The sequence below is a fragment of the Sphingomonas silueang genome, assembly GCF_040049155.1.
GTDB classification, from domain to species: domain Bacteria; phylum Pseudomonadota; class Alphaproteobacteria; order Sphingomonadales; family Sphingomonadaceae; genus Sphingomonas; species Sphingomonas silueang.
The window spans coordinates 40,045-60,780 of sequence record NZ_JBDZDK010000010.1 but is presented as its reverse complement, the minus strand read 5'-3'; the positions used below and the strand labels follow the sequence as shown (position 1 = coordinate 60,780).

Below are 20,736 nucleotides of genomic sequence, written 5' to 3'. Positions count from 1 at the left end.
TTCACAGCCGGTTAACGCGCCGGAAACCCGATCTTAGCACTCGCGCCCTAGCCTGTCGTGCACCGGAAGGGAGGCGAAGGCGATGTTCATGGCGCGATGGGAAGGAACGGCACCGCTGGGCGCGGTCGACGGTCTGTTCCATGCGATCGGCCATTTCCTCGCCGACCAGCGGCTGGAGCCGACGCCGGTCAACTATGCCTTCGCCTATCATGTGCTCAGCGACCCCGCCGGGCCGCTGGCGCAGGCGGTGGCGGAGCGCACCGACGGCGGGTTCCGCCTGACCAGCGCCGAAATCGCGACGCTCGGCGAGCGGATCGAGGGGGGCAGGTTGCCCGAACGGCGCGGCCCGGTGTCCGCGGCATGGGCAGCCGAGACGCAGCGGCAGATGGCGGGATTCGAATCGATGATGCACGCGATACGCGACGAGACCCATGCCTTCGGCCGCGACCTGGCGGCGAGCGAGGACGCGCTGCGCCGCCCCGGATTGCAGCAGGCGGGCACCGACACGGTCATCGCCGAACTGGCGCGGATCACCGCGGCGATGCGCCAGCGGGTCGATGTCGCCGAATCGCAGCTGGCGCAGGCGACGCTGGAGGCGGGCGAGTTGCGGCGGCAGCTGGCGACCGCGCAGGGCGATGCCCGGCGCGACGCGCTGACCGGCCTGCCCAACCGCCGCGCGTTCGAGGAGGCGATGGCGACCCGCCCGGTCGACCCGTGCCATATCGCGCTGTGCGACGTCGATCACTTCAAGTCGATCAACGACCGCTACGGCCATCCGGTCGGCGACCGGGTGCTGAAAGCGATCGGCGCGACGCTGGCGCGGGCATGCGAGGGCCATCTGGTATCGCGCCACGGCGGCGAGGAATTCTGCGTGCTGATGACCGGCATTTCCGCCGCCGATGCGCGGCTGCTGCTGGAGGATGCGCGCCTCGCCGTGGCCGAGCGCCGCTATCGCCTGCGCGAGGACGACCGGCTGATCGAGGGGGTGACGCTGTCGGCGGGGATCGTGACGCTGCGCGAGGGCGAGAGCACGGCGGAGGCGATCGCGCGCGCCGACCGGTTCCTCTATTGCGCCAAGGAGGCCGGGCGCAACCGCACCCTTGGTGAAATGCACCAATAGTTGACGGGATTCACCGCAGATTTGCGGTGCGATTTGCCCATCCCGGCTGAAAACGATGGAAATCCGCCGTTTTTGAAACTGGCACGCTCCGTGCAAATCTCTCGGTACCGGCACGAAAGACCTCGGCCGGAACCTCAGGGAGTAAGCACCATGTTCCGTTTCGTCGACCTTCAGCGCAACGTCGCCGCCCTTTCGGCCGCACTGTTCGTCTCCGCCGTCCTGTTCTCGGTCGCCGCGCCGATCGTGCCGGTCGCGTGATGACCGCCAGCCGCAACCATCCGGTCGCGGTGACGATCCTGAGCTTCCTGCTCACCGTCGCCGCGATCGTGGCGAGCGCGCCGCCTAGCCTCGCGTAAGCGCGCGCGCCACCGCTTCCGCCACCTTGATCCCGTCGACCGCTGCCGAGAGGATGCCGCCGGCATAGCCCGCGCCCTCGCCCGCCGGATACAGCCCGGCGGTATTGACGCTCTGGAAATCGTCGCCCCGCGGGATCCGCACCGGCGAGGAGGTCCGCGTCTCGACGCCGGTCAGCACCGCGTCCGGATGGTCGTAACCCGGAATCGTCCGCCCGAACGCCACCAGCGCCTCTCGCATCGCCGTGACCGCAAAGTCCGGCAGCACCTGCCCCAGATCGGTCAGCGTCACGCCGGGGCGATAGGAGGGGATGACGCTCCTGAGCGCACTCGACGGGCGACCGGCCACGAAGTCGCCCAGCAGCTGCGCGGGCGCGCGATAGTCGCCGCCGCCCGCGACATAGGCCCGGCTCTCCAGTTCGCGTTGCAGCGCGATTCCCGCCAGCGGATGCCCCGGATAGTCGCGCGCCGGATCGATGCCGACGACGATGCCGGAGTTCGCATTGCGCTCGTTGCGCGAATACTGGCTCATGCCGTTGGTGACGACGCGCCCCGGTTCGGAGGTCGCGGCGACGACGGTGCCGCCGGGACACATGCAGAAGCTGTAGACGGTGCGTTCATTGGCGCAGTGGTGCGACAGCGTATAGGCCGCCGCCCCCAGATCGGGATGCCCGGCGCACGCCCCGAAGCGCGCGCGGTCGATCCAGCTTTGCGGATGCTCGATGCGCACCCCGATCGAGAAGGGCTTGGCCTCCAGCGTGACGCCGCGATCGTGGAGCATGTGGAAGGTGTCGCGCGCGCTGTGGCCGAGCGCCAGCACGACCGGCGCATCGACCGGCATCACCTCACCCGTGGACAGGTGCAGCGCGGTCAGCCGCCGGCTGCCGTCCGCCGCCGTCGCGATCTCCAGATCGTCGACACGGTGGCCGAAGCGATATTCGCCGCCGAGCGACTCGACGGTGGCGCGCATCGATTCGACCATCTGTACGAGGCGGAAGGTGCCGATGTGCGGATGCGCCTCGGTCAGGATATCCTCGGGCGCGCCTGCCTTGACGAACTCGACCAGCACCTTGCGGCCGAGATGGCGCGGGTCCTTGATCTGGCTCCACAGCTTGCCGTCGGAGAAGGTGCCCGCCCCGCCCTCGCCGAACTGCACGTTCGATTCGGGGTTGAGTTCGCTCCTGCGCCACAGGCCCCACGTGTCCTGCGTGCGCTCACGCACCACCTTGCCGCGGTCGAGGATGATCGGGCGGAACCCCATCTCCGCGAGGATGAGGCCCGCGAGCAGCCCGCACGGCCCCGCCCCGACGACGATCGGACGCGGCCCGGCATAGTCCGGCCCAACCTTGGCGACGAAGCGGTAGCCGGTGTCGGGGGTCGGCCCCACATTGCGGTCGCGCCGCACGCGCGCCAGCACCGCGCTTTCGTTCTTCACGGTCACGTCGATCGAATAGACGAGCTGGATATCGTCCTTGTCGCGGGCGTCATGCGCGCGCCTGGCGATCGTATAGCGGATCAGGTCGCGGGGCATGATGCGCAGCCGGTCGCGAATCGCGGCGGTCAGCGCCTCTTCCGGGTGGTTGAGCGGCAGTTTCAGTTCGGTGATGCGGAGCATCGGGCCATATAGGGCGGTCGGCCGCCGCTGTGCAGCCCATCCGTGCGCAGACCGGTCCGCGCTATCGCGGGATGTCGCCCGGACGGCAGCGCAGCATCGACCGCCACCGCCCGCCCGAGCGCGCCGCCCCTTCGTCCGGCCCCACGCGGCGCAGGCGCACCGTCTGCGGCCGTTCGCGCACCGGCGCCGGTTCCGCACCGCCGTCGAACGCCGCGACGACGGTTTCGGTCAGCCGGTCGCCGACCAGCTGCCAGCGGCCGTTCGTGTCGAAGGACGCCATGGTGCCGTCCGCATCATAGCGTACCGTCGTGCCGGAGTTGCAGGCGACGCGCGCCACGTCCCCGGCCCTGGCGTCGAGCAGCCAGATGCCGTGCAGCCATGCGGCGGTCGGCGGTTGCGGCACCGGGTCGGGCGGCTCCAGCGACGTGGCGCGGGCGGCGGGCACCGCAGGCGTCAGGAAGATCATGCCGCCCCGCCCGCCCGGCCGGACCGGCGGGCTGTAGATCGCGACGGGTGCGCCGGGCGACGCGGGCGGCGGCGTGCCCGAACAGCCTGCGACGGCGATGGCGATGATGGCGGCGACGGCGTGGCGCATGGCACGATTGCAGCAAACCGCCGCCGTGGATGCAAGGGCCGTCATCGCGCCTTGGCGCAGGCACCGGATCGCTCTACGCCTTGCGCCCATGACGCTGCTGACCCGCATCGCGATCGCCCTGTCCCTGCTGTTCGCGCCGGTGATGGCGGCGGCGCAGGACGATGCCGCCACCTTTGCCGCACGGCTCGACCGGGCGGCGGACGAGCTGGGTACGGTCGACGGGGCGCTCGACACCCGGATCGAAAGCGACGCGCGCAGCGAGCTGCGCACCCGCGCGCAGGCGGTGCGCGCCGAGACGCTGGACGCCGCGCGCCAGTCGCAGGACGCGCTGGCGCGGATCGACGCACGCCTCGCGCAGCTCGGCCCCGGTGCCGCGACCGAGGACCCCGCGATCCGCGAGGAGCGCAGCGCGCTGACCCGGCAGCGCGCGACGCTCGATTCGGCGACGAGGCGCGCGCGGCTGCTGTCGGTCGAGGCGCAGCAGCTGATCGACGAGATCGGCGCGGGCGAGGCGGCGGAGCTGACCCAGAAGCTGTTCGGCAAGTCGCCGTCGCCGCTGACCCCGGCGTTCTGGGGCGCGATCGTCGCTGCGGTGCCGCGCGACCTGCAACGCCTGCAACGCTTCGTCACGGTCGAGGTGCGGGCGCTCGACCGGCCGGGGCGGCGGCTGCCGTGGCCGCTGCTGTTCGGGCTGGGCGTGGCGGTGCTGCTGCTGGGCCCCGCGCGGCTCGCGACCGGGCGGGTCGGCAAGCGGCTGCTGATCGAGGGCGCGTCCGGGCGGCGGGTGCGGCGATCGGCCAATGCGCTGTGGCGGGTGACGGTCGGCACGCTCTCTCCGCTGCTGGCGGTCGGGGCGGTGGTGGCGGGCGCGCGCTGGGCGGGGTTCGTCGCCGATCGCTGGGACGCACCGCTCGACGCGCTGGTCGTGGCGGTCGGCTTCGGCGCCTTCGCCAGTTCGGTGCTGGGCGCGGTGCTGATGCGCGGGCAGCCGACGTGGCGGATCGCGCCGATCGGCGATGCGCTGGCCGATCGCCTGCGGCCCTATTCGTTCCTGTTCGCGCTGCTGGCGGGCATGGCGATCCTGATCGACGCGCTGAACGCAGGCATCGGGGTGAGCAACGCCGCGCGCGTCGCGACGCAGGCGCTGCTGGCGCTGCTCCACCTGCTGCTGATCGGCGCGGCGCTGCTGTCGATCGGGCGGCTGCGCAGCGCGGCGGAGGATGCCGGCGAGCGGCCCGCCGACACCGGGCGCGCGGCGATCGTGCTGCTGGCATGGAGCATCGCCGCGGTGGCGCTGATCGCGCTGCTGATCGGCTATGTCGGCTTCGGGCTGGTGCTGGTGCAGATGGTCGCGTGGACCGTCGTGCTGGGGTCCGCCGCCTATCTGGCGCTGACCGCGATCGACGATGTCGCGACCTCGCTGTTCGAGCGGTCCAGCCGCCTCGGCATCGCGGTGACGCGCGGGCTGGGGGTGCGCGGCGGGACGATCGACCAGTTCGGGGTGCTGCTGTCGGGGGTGCTGCGGCTGCTGGTGGCGGTGATCGCGCTGGGGCTGTGGGTGGCACCCTTCGGCGGGGGCAGCGGGGTCGCCAACGTCTTCGCGCGGCTGGGCGACCTGGCGCGCGGCGTCGAGATCGGCGGGGTCGCGATCTCGCCCGGCGCGATATTGCGCAGCATCGCGGTGCTGGCGATCGGCCTTGCGCTGGTGCGCGGGTTCATGCGCTGGCTGGAGGAACGCTATCTGCCCGCCACCGACCTCGACGGGTCGGGGCGCAATTCGGTCAGCCTGGTTGCCCGCTATGTCGGCATCGCGCTGGCGGTGATCTGGGCGCTGGCCTCGCTCGGCATCGGCGTGGAGCGGATCGCGCTGCTGCTGTCCGCGCTGTCGGTCGGCATCGGGTTCGGCCTTCAGGCGATCACGCAGAATTTCGTGTCGGGCCTGATCCTGCTGGCCGAGCGCCCGATCAAGATCGGCGACCTGATCCGCGTCGGCACCGACGAGGGCGACGTGAAGCGCATCAGCGTGCGGTCGACCGAGATCACGCTGGCCGATCATTCGACGCTGATCGTGCCCAATTCCGAACTCATCACCAAGAGCGTGCTGAACAAGACGCTGGCCAGCCCGCTGGGGCGCATCCAGATCCAGTTCTCGGTCCCGCTCGGCACCGATGCGTCGCAAGTGCGCGACATCGTGCTCGACGCCTTTGCGCAGGAGGCCGCGATCCTCGACGATCCCGCGCCCGCCGCCTTCGTCGATTCGATCGTCGACGGCCGAATCGCGTTCAACTGCTTCGCGCATGTCGCATCCCCGCGTGCGGCCTATGGCGCGCGTAGCAACATCCTGCTGACGCTGCTCGCCCGGTTCCGCGACGAGGGGATCGAGATGGGCACGCTGCCGCAGCGGCTGGAGCTGGTTTCGCCCTTGCCCGCGCCCGGCAGCGACGGCACAGCGGCCCCATGATCCTGCTGACCGACGCGCCCGCCGACCTGCCCTGCCCCGACGGCGGAGTGATGCGCACCCATGTCTTCCGCCCGGCGGCCGAGGGGCGGTTTCCGGGCGTGGTGCTCTATTCGGAAATCTATCAGGTGACCGGGCCGATCCGGCGGCTGGCGGCGTTCCTCGCCGGGCACGGCTATGTCGTGGCGGTGCCCGAGGTCTATCACGAATATGAAGCGCCGGGCACGGTGCTCGCCTATGATCCGGTGGGCACCGACCGGGGCAATGCGCTGAAGTTCGCGAAGCCGGTCGCGGCGTTCGATGCCGATGCGGGGCGGGTGATCGACTGGCTGGTACAGCACCCGGCATGCACCGGCGCGATCGGGGTGGCGGGGGTGTGTCTGGGCGGGCATCTCGCGTACCGCGCCGCGCTCGATCCTCGAGTGCGCGCGGCGGCGTGCTTCTATCCGACCGACATCCATTCGGGGACGCTGGGCGAAGGGCGCTGCGACGACAGCCTGTCGCGCATCGGCGAGATCGCGGGCGAGCTGCTGTTCGTCTGGGGGCGGCAGGACCCGCATGTGCCCTATGCGGGACGACAGGCGATCCGCGACGCGCTGGAGGCGGCGGGCAATCGCTACAGCTGGCATGAGGTGAACGCGCAGCATGCGTTCCTGCGCGACGAGGGGCCGCGCTACGATCCGGCGCTGTTCGTGAGTGCGACCGGGTGGATGCTGGCGCTGTTCGGGCGGTTGCTGACGCAAAGTTGACTCGCTGTACCTGTCCCCTCCCTGGAAGGGAGGGGAGTGCCCCCCTACCCAGCGTCGCTGGTTGCGGTTAGGCTTCCGCCGCCGTCCTGAGGGGGAGAAACCGATGCGTCACCTGTCCGCCGCCCTGCTGCCCGCGCTGCTGTTTGCCGCACCCGTGTCCGCGCAGACGACTCCCGGCGGGCGCGAGGCGCTGGCGCTGCTTCAGAAGGGCATCGGATTCCGCACGGTGCAGGGTGCGGGACAGGTGCCCGCCTATGCCGGGTATCTGAAGGAACGGCTGGTCTCCGCGGGCTTTCCGGCGGACACGATCGCGTTCGAGAAGCTGGGCGAGACCGGATACCTGACCCTGCGCTACGCCGGGCGCGACCGGGTGGCCAAGCCGGTCGTGCTGCTGGGCCATATGGACGTCGTCGCCGCCGATCCGGCGGACTGGACGCGCGATCCGTTCACCGCGGTGGTCGAGAACGGCTATGTCTATGGCCGCGGCGCGCTCGACAACAAGGCCGACGTATCGATCCTCGTCGCCACGCTGATGCAGCTCAGGCGCAGCGGATGGGTGCCGCCGCGCGACGTGATCCTGCTGCTGACCGGCGACGAGGAGACGGAGATGCAGACCGCACGCGCCGCCGCCGAACGGTTCAGGGACGCCGCGCTGGTGCTCAACGCCGATGCGGGCGGCGGCACGCTGTCGGAGGACGGCAAGCCCATCGTCTATGGCCTGCAGGCGGCGGAGAAAGTCTATGGCGACTATCGCCTGACCCTGACCGACGCGGGCGGCCATTCGAGCCGCCCGTCGCCGACCAATCCGATCGCGACGATGGCGGCGGCGGTCGGGCGGATCGCCGCATACCGCTTTCCCGCGCAGCAGAACCCGATCACCAAGGCGTATCTGAGCGGCAGCGCGGCGCAATATCCGGGCGAGGTGGGCGCGGCGATGCGCGCCTTCGCCGCGAACCCGAACGACACCGCCGCCGCCGACCTGCTGTCGAGCAAGCCGGAATTCGTCGGGCAGGTGCGCACTACCTGCGTCCCCACCCAGTTCAACGGCGGCCATGCCCCCAACGCCCTGCCGCAGCGGGTGGTGGTCAACATCAACTGCCGCATCTTTCCCGGCACGCCGCGCGCGGCGGTGCAGGCGAAGCTGGCCGAGCTGATCGCCGATCCGAAGATCAGGCTGGAACTGATCGACAACGGCACGATCGAGGCGGGGGCATCGCCGCTCGACCCGAAGGTGCTGGCCGCGGTCAAGGCGGCGGTGGCGAAGCGCGCGCCGGGCATCCCGGTCATTCCGGCGATGGAGGCGGGCGCGACCGATTCGATGCACTTCCGCGCGCGCGGCATCCCCAGCTTCGGCGTCGGCAGCGTGTTCATGAAGCCGTCGGACGAATTCGCGCACGGCCTGAACGAACGGCTGCCGGTGGCGGCGTTCGACGCGGGGGTGGCGTGGTGGGAGGCGTTGCTCAAGGCGCTGGCGTGAGGGGGGCGTTTCCACCCCTCGTCACTCCCGCGCAGGCGGGAGGCCATGGCCGCCGACGTTGCGCGTCTATCGTAGGCGGCAGCGTGTATGGATTCCCGCCTGCGCGGGAGTGACGATGTGCCGGGATGCATGGTTCACCCGCCCTCGCTCCCCAGATAGGCGATGATATCCGCGCGGGTCAGCGGATCGGGAACCCCTGCGAATGCCATGCGCGTGCCCGGCACCATCCGTGCCGGGTTCGCGAGCCAGGCGTCCATCGTCCCTGCGTCCCACCGCCCGCCGTGCGCGATCAGCGCCTGGGTATAGCCGAAGCGCGGGTCGGCGGCGACCGCGCGGCCCATCACGCCGTGCAGGTTCGGACCGGCCAGCGCCTGCCCGCCCCTGCCGATGGTATGGCATTGCCCGCACTGGCCGAAGGCGCGCCGCCCGGCATCGACGCTGGCGACGCGCAGCAGCGCATCGAGACGGGGGTTCGGCCCGGCCTGCGCCAGCCGCGCCGCGCGGTCGTCGCTCCCGCCGCAGCCGCCGAGCAGCAGCAGCAGGCCGGGCCACGCCGCCCTCACTTCGCCGCCCGGAGCGTCTCCCACGCCACCCGCTGCAACGCGACGGCGGTGGCGGGGGCGAGGCCGAGATCGGCGGCGGCGCGCTCCTTCGCGCCCAGCCTGCGCACGTCATGGCCGGTCACGCGCCCGAAGATGGTCAGCGCCTCCAGATAATAGCCCGCCGTGCTGCCGTGATAGCGATCCTCGGCCCATAGCGTCACCGTGCCCGGATCGATGCCGTCATAGGGGTTAGCATCGGCCACCCCTTGCGCGATCGCCCGGTTCCACGCGAGGCCGACCGGCACGATCGCGCCGACCCCCGGCGCGCGCGCCTTCGCCACCCGGTTGGCCGCGGCCAGATCCTCGGCCATGCGCGCGATCGGCTTGCCGGACCAGCGGCTGCCGGGGCGATAGGTCAGGTCGGCGCGCGACCAGGTGCTGACCAGCGCCACCCGTACCTTCGGGTTGCGCGCGCGGAACAGCGCGGCGAGCTTCGCGGCGGCGGCGGCGTGGCGCGTCGGATCGCCCGGCCGTTCGGCATCGAGCGTCGAATAGCCCTGCAACGTCACCACGTCCCACCGCCGGTCGAGCAGCGTGCGCCGGTTCGCATAATGGAACGCAAGATCCTTGCCCGGCGAGGTTTCGAGATACACGCGCCAGTCGAGCCCCGCCTGCCGCGCGAAGGCGGCGAACAGCGCGGGCACCCCGCCGATCCCCTCCCCGTTCAGGTCGGTGACGCTGTCGGGGCGATAGCGCTCGACCGGCGACCCCGCGCCGAAGGTGAAGCTGTTGCCGACGAACAGGATGTCGCGCGCAGCGGCGGGCAGCGCCGCGCCGGTAAGGGCGAAGGCGAGGACGGGGGCGAGCAGGAAACGGACCATGCCCCCTCCTACCCGCATCCGCGCCGCCGCGTCACGCGATCTCGGTTGCTGCTGCTGAGGCGGCGGCGACGGCGACGGCGGCGAACTCGACGCGCAGATCCTCGATCGTCGCGGCCAGATGGCCCTTCAGCATCGCGCGCACCGCCACCCCGTCGCGCGCCAGCCACGCATCGAGCAGCAGCTTGTGTTCGACATGCGCCCGGTCGCCGCGTCCGGCGGGGCGCAGATGCGCGACGACATAGCGTTCGGCCAGCACCGACAGCCGCGCGACCAGCTGCACCGTCACCTCGCGGCCCGGCGCCGCGACCAGCGCGGCATGGAACGCGCGGTTGCATGCCGCCGCCTCGACCAGATCGCGTGCCATCGCCGCGTCGAGCCGCTCGAACGCGAGGACCAGCGCGGCCCGATGCGCGTCATCGGCACGGATCGCGGCATGGGCGGCGGCATCCGGCTCGATCGCGATGCGCAGGTCGTAGATTTCCTCGGCATGGTCGGCCGACATCGGCCGCACGGTATAGCCGCGATTGGCCAGTCCCGCGATCAGCCCTTCCTGCTCCAGCCGGGCCAGCGCCTCGCGCAGCGGAATCTTGCTGACCCCCAGTTCGGCGGCCAGCGCGTCCTGCCGGATCGGCAGGCGTTCGGGCAATGCGCCGCTGACGATACGCTCGCGCACGATCTCGAACACGCGGTCGGACAGGGTGCGGGCGGGTACGGTCACGCGGCATTCCCCGGCGGAAACGGTCGCGGACGATGGGCAGGCATAGGCATATATATGACTTGTTTCAGAAGGTTGCCGCCGGATCAATCGGTTTATGATACCGCTATCGTTTGCACCGCACGCCGCGTCCGGTCGCATCGCCGCTTGCGGGACAGGGGCCGGGCGTGGGACTGGACGGGCGATGTCATCGCTCGTTCGCCGCTTCGCCCTGCTCGCGCCGCTGCTGCTGGCCGCCTGTATCGGCGGGAGCGGACGCGACGATCCGCCGCCCTCCGCGCCGATCCGGCCCCGCCCCTCCGGGCCGGTCACGCTGCGGGGCGAGACGCCGCGCGACACCCGCCAGTGCTTCGCCGACCTTTCGGCGGCGGGCGTGCGCTTCAGCCCGTTGCCCGACCGCGACTATGGCTCGGGCTGCGTCGTGCTGGGGGCGGTGCAGCTGCTCGACATCGGCGTGCCGGTTGCGGGTCTGAAGGCGATCCGCTGTCCTGCCGCGCGGGCGATGATCGGCTGGATCAGCTATGGCATCCGCCCGGCGGCGCGACAGATCCTCGGCAGCGACGTGGTGAAGATCGACAGCTTCGGCACCTATGCCTGTCGCGGCATCGTCGGTGCCGGGAACGCCGCCGCCGGGCGGGTGTCGCAGCACGGCCTTGCCAATGCGGTCGACATCGCCGCCTTCGTGCTGGCCGACGGGCGGCGCATCTCGGTGCAGCGCGACTGGAACGGCAGCGATCCCGCCGCGCGCGAATTCCTGCGCACCGTCCACCGCTCCGCATGCCGGCGGTTCGTCACCACGCTCGGCCCCGACTACAATGCCGCGCACTACAACCACTTCCACCTCGACATGGGCGGGCGGCCGTTGTGCCGCTGAGCGATGCCGCCGATCCAAGGCGCTTGCCGGGGGGCGGCGCGGCGGATACACCTCGTCCGCCTATGACCGACACCAAAGTCCCGTCCCGCGTGTTCCGCGGGGCCAAGCAGGAGGCCGAAGCCGCGCGCGCGCAGCTGGCCACCCCCCAGACCGAGCACCCCGCCTATCGCCTGGCGTTTCAGGACATGGAGTTCCTGCTGCGCGAGGACCTGCGCCCGGTGCGATTCCAGCTCGAGCTGCTGAAGCCCTCGCTGCTGCTCGACGAGGCGAACATCGCCTCGACCTTCGTCATCTATGGCTCGGCGCGCATCCCGGAGCCGGAAAAGGCCGAGGTGCTGCTCGATCTCGCGCAGGACGACGCATCGCGCGCGATCGCCGAGCGGGTGATCGCCAAGGCGCATTATTACGACGTGGCGCGCGAGCTGGCGTTCCATGCCAGCCAGTTTCCGAACGACGTCAACGGCAAGCGCCACTTCGTCGTATGCTCGGGCGGCGGCCCGTCGATCATGGAGGCGGCGAACCGCGGCGCGAACGAGGCCGGGGCCGAATCGATCGGGCTCAACATCGTCCTGCCGCACGAACAGGCGCCCAATCCGTATGTCACCCCGGCGCTGTCGATGCAGTTCCATTATTTCGCGCTGCGCAAGATGCACTTCCTGCTGCGCGCGCGGGCGGTGGCGGTGTTCCCCGGCGGCTTCGGCACGTTCGACGAGAGCTTCGAGCTGCTCACCCTGATCCAGACCGGCAAGATCGATCCGATCCCGGTGCTGTTCTACGGCCGCGAATTCTGGGAGCGGGTGGTCAACTGGGACGCGCTGGTCGAGGAGGGCGTAATCTCGCCGCGCGACCTCGACCTCATCACCTTCGTCGAAACCGCCGAAGAGGGGTGGGACGTGGTGAAGCGCTTCTACGCCGACCGGAAATAGGGGGCGGACAGGGCGAACCGACCCGCTCCGTTCGTCCCGGGCGAAGTCGAGGGACGTGCCGCAGGCGTTGCGTGCGGTGTCTCGACCATGCTCGACACGAACGGTGGCGCATAGTGCGCGGGGTAGTCGAAGAACGCGCCGGGACCGATCGACCTGCGGCGCGCCGGCACGCCACCAATCCTGCCGATCTTCGTCGCTCCCGCGCAGGCGGGAGCCCATATGCGCCGACGTCGCGGTTCCTTCGCAAACCGCCGCGTGTATGGATTCCCGCCTGCGCGGGAATGGCGGAGATGATCGGCAGCGACCGGATATCGACCCGCGGTTGCCTGCCGCAACGGCTGCCGCGCCGCCGCTCGCAACCGTTACCCCCGAACGCAAACAGGCCGGGCAGCCCCCGAAGGAACGCCCGGCCCGTCCGTCACGCCGACCGGCGCGAACCTCAGAGCTTGTTGAGGTTCACCGCCGCATGCTTGCCGCGACGATCGACTTCCAGCTCGAATTCGAGCCGGTCGCCTTCGTTCAGCGTCGGCAGGCCCGCACGCTCGACAGCCGAGATGTGCACGAACGCATCGGGCTGTCCGTCGTCGCGCTGGATGAAGCCGAAGCCCTTCATCGCGTTGAAGAACTTGACCACGCCGGTCGCACGCTCGCCGGTCAGCTGGCGCTGCGGACCGCCCATGCCGCCGCCGCGCGCCTCGCGCGGTTCACGCGGCGCGCCGCCGCCGGTGACGGGGAGCGGTTCGCCGTCGATCTTCAGGTCGGTCGCCGAGATGCGCCCGCCGCGATCGACGAGGGTGAAGCCCATCGGCTGGCCTTCGGCGAGCGAGGTGAGCCCCGCCTGCTCGACCGCCGAGATGTGCACGAACACGTCCTCGCCGCCGTCATCGCGCACGACGAAGCCGAAGCCCTTCTGCGCGTTGAAGAACTTGACCACGCCGGTCGCCTCGCCGACGACCTGCGGCGGCATGCCGCGGCCACCGCCGCCGCCGCCACCGAAGCCGCCACCGCCGCCGCCGCGGTAGCCACCGCCGCCGCCACCGAAGCCGCCACCGCCGCCGAAGCCGCCGCCACGATCGCCGTAGCCACCACCACCGCCGCCGAAGCCGCCGCCGCCGAAGCCGCCACGGTCGCCGCCGCCATATCCGCCGCCGAAACCGCCGCGGTCGCCGCCGAAGCCGCCGCCGAAGCCGCCTTCGTCACCAAAACCGTCGCGCTTGTCCCTGCCGCGCCCACCGCGCTCGCCGCGCCGTCCTCGATCGAAACTCATTGCCCTGTTCGTCTTCCCGGTTCGCCCAACTTCATTCTAAACCCAAGCGCCGAGCGAAAAACGCAGGTGTCCGGGCACCGCCAAACCGGGTGCCGCATTCCTGCCATAGCTCAAAAGTCGGATGCGCCCAAAGCGTTTTCGCCGCGGCAATCGTTGCGCGCATCGCGTTTCCGGCACGAGTTGTGGCGCGAACGGCACAGAATCGCCCTCCGGTCGACGCATTCCGTGCTTTCGTCCGCCCCGTCCCGCGCGAACCGAATCGGCAACAGCGCCATTGAGCCCGACCCGCGAAGCGGCTACGCGCTTGGCGATGACCGTCCATTTCCATGAAGAAGACCTGCCCGAGGGCGTGTTCGCGCCCGGTGCCGACATCGCCGTCGATACCGAGACGATGGGCCTGATCACCCCGCGCGACCGGTTGTGCGTCGTCCAGCTGTCCGACGGCGGCGAGGATCAGCATCTGGTGCGCTTCAACCCCGGCAGCGGCTATGCCGCGCCCAATCTGAAGGCGGTGCTGGCCGATCCGGCACGGGTGAAGCTCTATCACTTCGGCCGGTTCGATCTGGCGGCGATCCGATATTATCTGGGCGTCACGGCCGGGCCGGTGTTCTGCACCAAGATCGCCTCGCGCCTTGTCCGCACCTATACCGACCGGCATGGCCTCAAGGAACTGGTGCGCGAACTGCTGGGGCAGGACATCTCCAAGCAGCAGCAGTCGTCCGACTGGGGCGGCCCCGTTCTCTCCGACGCGCAGCGCGACTATGCCGCCTCCGACGTGCGCTTCCTCCATGCGCTGCGTGCCGAATTGTCGAAGCGGCTGGCGCGCGAGGGGCGGACCGAACTGGCGCAGGCGTGCTTCGATTTCCTGCCCGCGCGCGCCGCGCTCGACATCGCGGGCTGGCCGGAGACGGACATCTTCGCGCATGTCTGAGATCGCGCGCCTGGAGCGGAGCCGGCGGCAGCGCCGCGCCGCGCCGGGCAGCGCGCACGACCGGCTGATCGCGTTCCTGATGGTCGCGCTGCCGATCGGGATCGGGGTGCTGGCCGCCTTCCTCGTGATGGCCCCGCTGTTCATGCGCGGCGACACCAGCTTCGTGCTCGACAAGAACAAGGTGGCGGTGGCGCAGGAACGCATGCGGCTGCGCCAGGCCGAATATCGCGGACAGGATGCCAAGGGCCAGCCCTTCGTGCTCGATGCGGGGGCGGCGGTGCAGAAGAGCTCGGCCGAACCGGTGGTGCAGTTGCAGGCGCTGGCCGCCGCGATCCGCCTGCCCGACGGCCCGGCGCGCCTCACCGCGCCGCGCGGGCGCTATGACATGACCCGCGAACAGGTCGACGTGCTGGGCCCGATCCAGTTCCGCGCGGCGGACGGCTATGCGCTCGACACCCGCGACGCGACGGTCGATCTCAAGACCCGCCGGTTGCAGAGCGGCAGCGCGGTCAGCGGCACGACCCGCATGGGCAATTTCAGCGGCGACCGGCTCGATGCCGATCTCGAGGCGCGCACCGTGCGACTGACCGGCAATGCCCGCTTGCGTATCGACCCGACACGCACGAAATAGCCGCGATGATTCGCGCCGCGCTCCTCGCCCTCGCCGCCACCGCCGCCGTGACGGGCACCGCCGTTGTGGCGCAGTCGCGGCACGATTCGAACGCGCCGATCGATTTCTCGGCCAATGCCATCGAGTTGCAGGACAAGGCGAACCGCGCGGTGCTGACCGGCGGCGTCACCATCCGCCAGTCGACGATGACGATGACCGCCGACCGCGTGACCGTCGCCTATACCGGCCAGGTGACCGAGGGCGCCTCGCCCCAGGCGTCGCGGATGGACGCGACCGGCAACGTCGTCGTCACCCGCCCGGACCAGACGGCGCGCTCGCGCTATGCCGTCTATGACGTCAACGCGCGCGTCGTCACGATGATCGGCGGGGTGCGGCTGACGCAGGGGGCGAACACGCTGACCGGCGGGCGGCTGTCGATCGACCTCGACACCGGCCGCGCGACGATCGACGGATCGGGCGTCGGCGCGACCACCACGCCCGGCGGCACGGTGACGCAGGGCGGCGGGCGCGTGACCGGACGGTTCAGCGTGCCCAGGCGCAACTGACCGCGCTTTCGGCACGGCGCATGCGCGTGCGATCTTTCCTTTCACGCGCCGTTCATGCAATAATCCTGCCAAACAGCCGGGGTTGATCGATCGATCGCCCGTCGGTGCGATCAGGACGTTGCCGATGACCGACACGACGCTTCTCGACCCCCCGCCCGGCGCGACGCCGGTGCACGAACCGCCGACGAACACCGGCCTGTCGGTCGTGTCGATCGCCAAATCCTATGACAAGCGGGTCGTGCTGTCCGACGTGTCGATGTCGGTCGGGCGCGGCGAGGTGGTCGGGCTGCTCGGTCCCAACGGCGCGGGCAAGACCACCAGCTTCTATTCGGCGATGGGGCTGGTGAAGCCCGATGCGGGCCGCATCCTGCTCGACGGCGAGGATATCACCGCGCTGCCGATGTATCGCCGCGCGATCCTCGGCCTCGGCTATCTGCCGCAGGAAACCTCGATCTTCCGCGGGCTGTCGGTCGAGAAGAACATCCTCGCCGTGCTCGAACTGGCCGAGCCGGACAAGGCGGCGCGGCAGCGGCGGCTCGACCAGCTGCTCGACGAATTCGGCCTGACCCGGCTGCGCACCGCCGCCGCCATGGCGCTGTCGGGCGGCGAGCGGCGGCGGGCGGAGATCGCGCGCGCGCTGGCGGCGAACCCGACGATCATCCTGCTCGACGAACCGTTCGCGGGGATCGATCCGATCTCGATCGCCGACATCCGCGACCTCGTGATCCAGCTCAAGTCGCGCGGGATCGGCGTACTCATCACCGACCATAATGTCCGCGAAACGCTGGAGATCGTCGACCGGGCGTACATCATCTACGACGGGCGGGTACTGTTCGCCGGATCGCCCGCCGAACTGGTCGCGGACGCCAATGTCCGCCGCCTGTATCTGGGCGAGGGCTTCGAGCTCTAACCGCGATGAGCCTCGCCCCGCGCCTCGATCTCCGCCAGTCGCAATCGCTGGTGATGACGCCGCAGCTGCAGCAGGCGATCCGCCTGCTCGCGCTGTCGAACCTCGAGGTCGAGGGGTTCATCGCCGAGGAGATCGAGAAGAACCCGCTGCTCGATTCCGGCAGCGGCGACGACGACGGCGCGCCGTTCGAGGTGCCCGAAGCACCGGCGTCGGGCGAACCGGCGGGGTCGGACGAACTGCTGATGACCGGCGGCGCGGGCGGCGAGACGCTCGACATCGATCCGGGCGACACCTTCCACCATGACAGCCCGTCGGACGGCGTGGGCTCGCTCGACGGATCGCTCGGCCTGTCCGCCACCGGCAGCGGCGGGTATGACGAGGCACCGGACCTCGATTCCCTTGCGGGCGACGACGTGTCGCTCGCCGACCATCTGCTGCAACAGGCAGGGGCGAGCGTTGCGGGCGCCGACCTGTTCATCGCCAGCGCGATCATCGACCAGATCGACGAATGCGGCTATCTGTCCGGCTCGCTGCTCGACATCGCGACGCGGCTCGGCGTGCCGCTGGCGCGGGTGGAAGCGGTGCTCTCGATCGTCCAGACCTTCGACCCCAGCGGCGTCGGCGCGCGCAGCCTTGCCGAATGCCTGACGATCCAGGCGAAGGAGGCCGATCGCTACGATCCGTGCATGGCGCGGCTGATCGACAATCTCGATCTCGTCGCGCGCGGTGCGCTGCCGCAGCTGCGCCGCGTCTGCGACGTCGACGACGAGGATCTGGCCGACATGATCCGCGAACTGCGCGGCTATGATCCCAAGCCCGGCTGCCGCTTCGGCGGCGAGCGCACGCAATCGGTGGTCCCCGACCTGTTCGTCGCCCCCCGCGGCGACGGCTGGGCGGTCGAGATCAACGGCGCGACGCTGCCGCGCGTGCTGGTCAACCGCGGCTATTATGCCGAACTGTCGGCCAACGGCACCAAGGCGTCGAAGGCGTGGCTGTCCGACTGTCTCGCCAGCGCCAACTGGCTGGTCAAGGCACTCGACCAGCGGCAGCGCACCATCCTGAAGGTCGCGACCGAACTGGTGAAGCAGCAGGAAGGCTTCTTCCGCCACGGCGTCGCCCATCTGCGCCCGCTGACGCTGGCCAGGGTGGCGGAGGCGATCGAGATGCACGAATCGACCGTCAGCCGCGTGACCTCGAACAAATATCTGTCGTGCCCGCGCGGGCTGTTCGAGCTGAAATATTTCTTCACCTCGGCGATCCAGTCCGCCGACGGGGGCGAGGCGGTGTCGGCGCTGGCGGTCAAGGACGCGATCCGCAGCCTGATCGCCGCCGAAGACCCCAGGAAGATCCTGTCCGACGACACGCTGGTCGAACTGCTCCAGGCCAAGGGCTTCGACATCGCGCGGCGGACGGTGGCCAAGTACCGCGAATCGCTCGGCCTCGGATCGTCGGTCCAGCGGCGGCGGCAGAAGGCGCTGGGTGGCTGAGGTGATCGATCGCCGCAGCTTCACCCTCGGGCTGGGGGCGGGCGTGCTGCTGCCCGGCGGTGCCGCGGCGGCGGCGCAGTTCGATCCGGTCGCGCGGCTGCGCGCGATCGAGCGGGCGGCAGGGGTCCGGCTCGGCGCGTTCGTGCTCGATACCGGGACCGGGCGCAGCTTCGGCTGGCGGGCGGACGAACGCTTCTGCCACTGCTCGACGTTCAAGCTGTCGCTCGCCGCGCTGGCCCTGCGCGAGGGCGACGCCGGGCGGCTGAACCTGAACGAGACGCTGTCGTTCGGACGCGCGGACCTCGTCGCCTATGCCCCGGTGGTGGAGGCGAATCTGGCCAAGGGTCGCCTGGCGATCGCGACGCTGGCGGAGGCGGTGCAGGTGACGAGCGACAATGCGGCGGCGAATGTGCTGATGCGGCGGCTGGGCGGGCCGGACGCGCTCACCCGCTTCTGGCGCGGCATCGGCGATAGGGTGAGCCGGATCGACGATTACGAACCGGCGGTCAACGTGATCCCGCCGGGCACGACCGCCAACAGCACCACGCCGCGCGCGATGGCGGGCACGGTGCGGCGGATCGTGCTGGGCGACGTGCTCCGCCCGGCAAGCCGCGACCGGTTGCAGGGATGGATGGCGGCGACGCGCAGCGGGCTCCGGCGCATCCGTGCCGCCGCGCCGCCCGGCTGGCATGGGTTCGACAAGACCGGCACGGGGATGCGGCCGGGCATCGGCAACAAGACCAACGACCTCGCGGTGCTGCTGCCGCCGGGCGGGCGGGCGCCGTTGGTCCTGACCGGCTATGTCGAGAACCCGGTCTTCGCCGAGGACGTGCGCCCCGCCGACGAAGCGGTGCTCAGGATGCTGGGCGAAGTGGCCATCGCATGGGCCGGTCGGACGCGCTGATCGGGCGCCCCTTGCTATCCAACCGGTCAATCCGTTCCGGTTGCAAAATGATTTTCCGAACCTCGCGAATCTGCTATCTGTCCGGAGGGCGTTTTCCGGGTGCCGTTTTGACGAACATCCGGGGAAATCGATCATGCGATCCACGCTCGCCATCGGCGCGATACTGGTCATCCCGACAACCGCAGCTGCACAGACCGCGATGCCGACCGTAGCCGAAGCAGAGGCGGAGGTTCGACGCGCGGCCCGGTTGCTCGAAGCCGCGAAAGCATATGAAGCCGCAGAACGCGACCGTGCTGCCGCCGAAGCCAGAGCCCAGGCAGCGGCCAAGGCCATCCGGACCCTGCGGGGAGACAGTCAGGTCGCAGCCGTTGCCGCCGCCCCCCAACCGGTCCTGACGCCATCTGCGCCGGACCCGTCCGGCATCGCTCCGCCGGCACCCGCCCCGCCCCCGGCACCGCCCGCCCCGTCACCGCCCGCCCCGTCACCGCCCGCCCCGTCACCGCCCGCCCCGTCACCGCCCGCCCCGTCACCGCCCGCCCCGTCACCGCCCCCTGTCGCGTTTACCGCGGCGCCAGCGGGTGTGACGACGACGGTGACTACCAAGCCGGACGGCACGGTGGAAACGAAGGTGGAACCGACATCCCAGAAGGGTTTGGCCAATAGCCAGACGGGGCGTCAGAAATTCGGCGGCATCGATTTCGGAATCGGGATCGCCTTCTCCTACGACCTTGGCAACAATCGGCGGGTCAAGAGCGCCGAGATCGTCGACGGGCTGTTACGGGTAACCCAGACCGAGAATGTCCGCGCACGGCTGATTCTGGAATCCCACTATTTCTTCACGCCGCTATTACCGTTCACGCAGAACTATGCAGGGGTGGCATGCTATGCCTATCAAACGGGCAGCGATCCATATGACGACTGCATCGCCAAGCGGAAGAACTTCGGCATCGGTCCGTTCATGGCGATTCAGCCCGGCACGGATAACGTCATCGATGCGATCGGCGCGGGACTGATGTTCGGTTTCCGCCGCCGCGAGGATCAGGGGTCCAGCTTCAATATCGGCATCGGCGTGCTGTATGACGTCGACACCCAGATCCTGGGCGACGGCTTCGTCGAGAACCGGCCGCCGCCGGGCAATGAAACCGAAGTCCGTTTCCGCCGCCAGTCGCAGAGCGGGCTGCTCATCATGACGTCCTATACTTTCTAGCGGCTTGATCACGTCATCACGCTCCAGCATATCGTATCCCCACCGTGCCGACCGATAACGGCATCCCGTTCCTCAACCATGGTCATCACAAACATGCCTTCCGCCACAGCTTCGACGGCGTCTGCGACGGGAACGACATCGAGCACCGGCTGACCAGGGTGAAGCATCCTCGGACCGACGGGCAGAGCCTGCCCCGACGCAGGCCGAAGTGGAGCGGATGAACCGGACGATCGACGACGTCATCTGCAAGGCATGGCAGAACGAGCCCGACCGGTTTACGTCCAACCCGCACCACCCGACACCCGGACCAGGCACCTGACGTATCGGCGGCCCGGAAATGGGCAGCCGGTCAGCGGCGGCGAACGTGCGCTACGCGCCGCTGATCGGCGTTCGGGTCGCTGTCCGACCTCGCGTCCTTGGCGAAAGGCACATGCCGTGCGTCCGTCCAGAGGAACGGGCACCGAAGCGGTCGCTCCGGAACCCGGCCTTTTGCCATGAGGCCACCCTTGCCACGCCTGACCAAATTGAATATTGGACTTACCAGTTAGG

The 20,736-nt window shown here is 70.2% G+C and carries 19 protein-coding genes and 1 pseudogene; 14 read left to right on the top strand and 6 right to left on the bottom strand.

Annotation, left to right across the window (positions count from 1 at the left end; genetic code table 11):
- Positions 1-88 precede the first annotated feature (88 nt).
- The gene (locus ABLE43_RS11360; RefSeq protein WP_348978622.1) at positions 89-1,120 is read left to right on the top strand and encodes a GGDEF domain-containing protein; all 1,032 of its coding nucleotides are present in this window, start codon (positions 89-91) and stop codon (positions 1,118-1,120) included.
- A 342-nt stretch (positions 1,121-1,462) separates the two neighbouring features.
- Here ABLE43_RS11360 and ABLE43_RS11355 read toward each other — a convergent pair whose 3' ends face one another.
- Positions 1,463-3,088, bottom strand: coding sequence for an NAD(P)/FAD-dependent oxidoreductase (locus tag ABLE43_RS11355; RefSeq protein ID WP_348978621.1), 1,626 nt, complete (start codon positions 3,086-3,088; stop codon positions 1,463-1,465).
- 61 nt (positions 3,089-3,149) lie between these two features.
- Positions 3,150-3,683: a hypothetical protein gene (locus tag ABLE43_RS11350; RefSeq protein ID WP_348978620.1), complete on the bottom strand. Its 534-nt coding sequence runs from the start codon at positions 3,681-3,683 to the stop codon at positions 3,150-3,152.
- A gap of 88 nt (positions 3,684-3,771) precedes the next feature.
- Here ABLE43_RS11350 and ABLE43_RS11345 point away from each other — a divergent pair, with 88 nt between their 5' ends.
- The 3 genes from ABLE43_RS11345 (at position 3,772) to ABLE43_RS11335 (ending at position 8,367) form a co-directional block, all read left to right on the top strand.
- Positions 3,772-6,144 carry a DUF3772 domain-containing protein gene (locus tag ABLE43_RS11345; RefSeq protein WP_348978619.1) on the top strand — a complete coding sequence of 791 codons (2,373 nt, stop codon included), beginning with the start codon at positions 3,772-3,774 and terminating at the stop codon, positions 6,142-6,144.
- Entirely contained in the window at positions 6,141-6,890 is a 750-nt protein-coding gene (locus tag ABLE43_RS11340; RefSeq protein WP_348978618.1) for a dienelactone hydrolase family protein, read from the top strand. Before ABLE43_RS11345 ends, ABLE43_RS11340 begins: the two co-directional genes overlap by 4 nt.
- A gap of 103 nt (positions 6,891-6,993) precedes the next feature.
- Positions 6,994-8,367, top strand: coding sequence for a M20/M25/M40 family metallo-hydrolase (locus ABLE43_RS11335; protein WP_348978617.1), 1,374 nt, complete (start codon positions 6,994-6,996; stop codon positions 8,365-8,367).
- A gap of 134 nt (positions 8,368-8,501) precedes the next feature.
- On the opposite strand, the gene ABLE43_RS11330 is transcribed toward ABLE43_RS11335, so the two are convergent.
- Genes ABLE43_RS11330 through ABLE43_RS11320 form a run of 3 tightly spaced genes read right to left on the bottom strand, consistent with a single transcriptional unit; the run spans position 8,502 to position 10,508 of the window.
- Positions 8,502-8,954 carry a c-type cytochrome gene (locus ABLE43_RS11330; protein ID WP_348978616.1) on the bottom strand — a complete coding sequence of 151 codons (453 nt, stop codon included), beginning with the start codon at positions 8,952-8,954 and terminating at the stop codon, positions 8,502-8,504.
- Positions 8,927-9,790: a DUF4886 domain-containing protein gene (locus ABLE43_RS11325; RefSeq protein WP_348978615.1), complete on the bottom strand. Its 864-nt coding sequence runs from the start codon at positions 9,788-9,790 to the stop codon at positions 8,927-8,929. Before ABLE43_RS11325 ends, ABLE43_RS11330 begins: the two co-directional genes overlap by 28 nt.
- 31 nt (positions 9,791-9,821) lie before the next feature.
- Positions 9,822-10,508 carry a GntR family transcriptional regulator gene (locus ABLE43_RS11320; RefSeq protein WP_348978614.1) on the bottom strand — a complete coding sequence of 229 codons (687 nt, stop codon included), beginning with the start codon at positions 10,506-10,508 and terminating at the stop codon, positions 9,822-9,824.
- 181 nt (positions 10,509-10,689) lie between these two features.
- Here ABLE43_RS11320 and ABLE43_RS11315 point away from each other — a divergent pair, with 181 nt between their 5' ends.
- Both ABLE43_RS11315 and ABLE43_RS11310 read left to right on the top strand, forming a co-directional pair.
- A complete protein-coding gene (locus ABLE43_RS11315; RefSeq protein ID WP_348978613.1) occupies positions 10,690-11,379 on the top strand; it encodes an extensin family protein in 690 nt (229 codons plus the stop codon).
- 62 nt (positions 11,380-11,441) lie between these two features.
- Entirely contained in the window at positions 11,442-12,305 is an 864-nt protein-coding gene (locus ABLE43_RS11310) for an LOG family protein (RefSeq protein WP_348978612.1), read from the top strand.
- 439 nt (positions 12,306-12,744) lie between these two features.
- Here the strand turns inward: ABLE43_RS11310 and ABLE43_RS11305 are convergent, their stop codons facing one another.
- Positions 12,745-13,572, bottom strand: a complete 828-nt coding sequence (locus ABLE43_RS11305; protein ID WP_348978611.1) for a cold-shock protein — start codon at positions 13,570-13,572, stop codon at positions 12,745-12,747.
- A 310-nt stretch (positions 13,573-13,882) separates the two neighbouring features.
- Here ABLE43_RS11305 and ABLE43_RS11300 point away from each other — a divergent pair, with 310 nt between their 5' ends.
- From ABLE43_RS11300 to ABLE43_RS11265, 8 genes and pseudogenes are all read left to right on the top strand, one after another.
- The gene (locus ABLE43_RS11300) at positions 13,883-14,503 is read left to right on the top strand and encodes a ribonuclease D (protein ID WP_348978610.1); all 621 of its coding nucleotides are present in this window, start codon (positions 13,883-13,885) and stop codon (positions 14,501-14,503) included.
- Positions 14,496-15,134, top strand: coding sequence for an LPS export ABC transporter periplasmic protein LptC (gene lptC / locus ABLE43_RS11295; protein WP_348978609.1), 639 nt, complete (start codon positions 14,496-14,498; stop codon positions 15,132-15,134). The genes ABLE43_RS11300 and lptC overlap by 8 nt, the downstream gene beginning before the upstream one ends.
- Positions 15,135-15,139: 5 nt before the next feature.
- A complete protein-coding gene (locus ABLE43_RS11290) occupies positions 15,140-15,679 on the top strand; it encodes an LptA/OstA family protein (protein ID WP_348978608.1) in 540 nt (179 codons plus the stop codon).
- 124 nt (positions 15,680-15,803) lie between these two features.
- Positions 15,804-16,589: an LPS export ABC transporter ATP-binding protein gene (gene lptB, locus ABLE43_RS11285; protein ID WP_348978607.1), complete on the top strand. Its 786-nt coding sequence runs from the start codon at positions 15,804-15,806 to the stop codon at positions 16,587-16,589.
- Between the two features lie 5 nt (positions 16,590-16,594).
- On the top strand, positions 16,595-18,076 hold the full coding sequence (gene rpoN / locus ABLE43_RS11280; RefSeq protein ID WP_348978606.1) for an RNA polymerase factor sigma-54: 1,482 nt from the start codon (positions 16,595-16,597) through the stop codon (positions 18,074-18,076).
- The gene (gene bla / locus ABLE43_RS11275) at positions 18,069-18,980 is read left to right on the top strand and encodes a class A beta-lactamase (RefSeq protein ID WP_348978605.1); all 912 of its coding nucleotides are present in this window, start codon (positions 18,069-18,071) and stop codon (positions 18,978-18,980) included. The genes rpoN and bla overlap by 8 nt, the downstream gene beginning before the upstream one ends.
- Positions 18,981-19,113: 133 nt before the next feature.
- The gene (locus ABLE43_RS11270; protein ID WP_348978604.1) at positions 19,114-20,187 is read left to right on the top strand and encodes a hypothetical protein; all 1,074 of its coding nucleotides are present in this window, start codon (positions 19,114-19,116) and stop codon (positions 20,185-20,187) included.
- 20 nt (positions 20,188-20,207) lie between these two features.
- Positions 20,208-20,506 (top strand): annotated as a pseudogene (locus ABLE43_RS11265) (hypothetical protein); the annotation flags it as partial.
- Positions 20,507-20,736: the final 230 nt, after the last annotated feature.